At 70.5% G+C, this 1,531-nt stretch carries 1 protein-coding gene; it reads left to right on the forward strand.

Annotated elements, in window-relative coordinates; all coding sequences use genetic code 11:
- A partial coding sequence (locus tag AC31A1_RS51205) for an amino acid permease (RefSeq protein ID WP_489659881.1) occupies nucleotides 1–1,510 on the forward strand: 1,510 nt, incomplete at its 5' end.
- Nucleotides 1,511–1,531: the final 21 nt, after the last annotated feature.

The raw sequence follows: 1,531 nt of genomic DNA on the forward strand, positions 1-1,531 counted from the left end.
CCACTCCCCCTCCCCCGACGACGCCTCCCTCGCGGAGTTCGGCTACCGCCAGGAACTGCACCGCAGCCTCGGCCGGTACGCGTCGTTCGCGGCCGGCTTCTCCTTCATCTCCGTACTGACGACCGTCTTCCAGTTCTTCGCCTTCGGGTACGCGTTCGGCGGCCCGGTCTTCTTCTGGGCCTGGCCGGTGGTCCTGGCGGGCCAGCTGCTGGTGGCGGCCTGCTTCGCGGAACTGGCCGCGCGCTACCCGATCTCGGGCGCGATCTACCAGTGGTCGTCACGCCTTTCCAACGCGGCCTTCGGCTGGTTCGCGGGCTGGATCATGGTGATCGGCCAGATCGTGGTGGTGGCGGCAGCCGCCCTGGCCCTCCAGATGGTGCTGCCGGCGATCTGGTCGGGCTTCCAGCTGGTGGGCGGCGACCCGGCCCCCACCTCCCCGGACGGCGCGGCCAACGCGGCGGTCCTGGGCGTGATCCTGCTGGTCCTGACGACGCTGGTGAACATCCTCGACAACCGCGTGATGTCGGTCATCAACCGGGTCGGCGTGACGGCGGAGATCATCGGCGCGATCCTGATCGTGGTCCTCCTCCTGACCCACTCGAAGCGCACCCCGAGCATCACCTTCCACACGACCGGCAGCCTGGAGGGCGGACTCCTCGGCGCCCTGCTGGTCGGCTCGTTCACGGCGGCGTACGTGATGATCGGCTTCGACAGCGCGGGCGAGATGAGCGAGGAGACCCACAACCCGCGCCGCACCGCGCCCCGCACGATCCTCACCGCGCTCAGCGCCGCCGGCCTACTCGGCGGCCTGATCATCCTCGGCGGCCTGCTCGCGGCCCCCAGCCTGACCGACGGCCACCTGGGCGTCGACGGCCTCAGCTACGTCCTCACGAGCAGCCTCGGCGACGGCGTCGGCAAGGCGTTGCTGGCGGACGTGGTGGTGGCGATCGCGGTAGCGACCCTGGCCATCCAGACGGCGGCCTGCCGCATGCTCTTCTCCATGGCCCGGGACGGCCAACTCCCGTTCTCCGCCCGCCTGTCCAAGGTCAACCCCCGCACCGGCATGCCCAGCGCCCCGGCCATCGTCGTAGGCATCCTCTCGGCCGCCCTGCTCCTCCTCAACTTCGCCTCCCCGGACGCGTTCCTCGCCATCGGCACCACCTGCATCGTGATGCTGTACCTCGCGTACGCGATGGTGACGGGCCCGCTGCTGTTCCGCCGCGTGCGGGGCGAGTTCGAGGTGGACGGCACGGACGAGACGGGCGCGCGCCTCTTCTCCCTGGGGCGGTGGGGGGTGCCGGTCAACGCCTTGGCGCTTGTCTACGGCCTTGTCATGACGGTCAACCTGGCGTGGCCGCGGGCCGCTGTGTACGACCCGGCGGGTGGGCACTGGTACTTCCAGTGGTTCACCGTGTTGTTCCTGGTCGTCACGGTGGGAGCGGGGTTCGGGTACCGGGCGTACCGCGCCCGTACGGTCGTGGAGGAGGCTCCCGAAGCGGTCCCCGCCTGACCCCACCGCCTACCCTTGACC

It is taken from the genome of Streptomyces sp. P5F9 (assembly GCF_057961495.1).